At 46.8% G+C, this 408-nt stretch carries 1 protein-coding gene; it reads right to left on the bottom strand.

From position 1 onward, the window contains the following. Positions 1-234: NAD-dependent epimerase/dehydratase family protein (locus SB773_RS30205; protein WP_410593876.1), on the bottom strand; the 234-nt coding region annotated here is incomplete at its 3' end. Positions 235-408: the final 174 nt, after the last annotated feature.

Consider the following 408-nt stretch of genomic DNA (forward strand, 5'->3'; position numbering starts at 1 on the left):
TACCAAACTGCAAGCCGCAAAGTGCATAACACCGTCGAAATGGTGTGTGCGGAACAGCTGCTCTAAAAGCACTGTATCGGCTAAATCACCCACGACCAGCTCACCGAAGCGTGCTGACTCTCTAAAACCTGTCGTCAAATTATCGAGCACTACTACTGAGTGGCCACTACGATTGAGCTGTTTCACCATGTGGGAGCCAATGTAACCAGCTCCACCTACAACTAGAATATTCATACAGTACCTATGAGTTAACTTTTAACGACAGGTTTGGTAGCCAAGCGTTGTTTTAACGGCAAATATTGTAAAAAACCGTTAATCTCATCTTCAATCCAGTGCTGAGCAAAGGGCGGTAGTGCCATGTACGAGCATGCGCGCTGCTGCATCATTACATCAAGCTCTCGGAACACC

The sequence above is a fragment of the Bacillus sp. SIMBA_074 genome (genome assembly GCF_046534555.1).
Classification (GTDB): domain Bacteria; phylum Bacillota; class Bacilli; order Bacillales; family Bacillaceae_G; genus Bacillus_A; species Bacillus_A mycoides.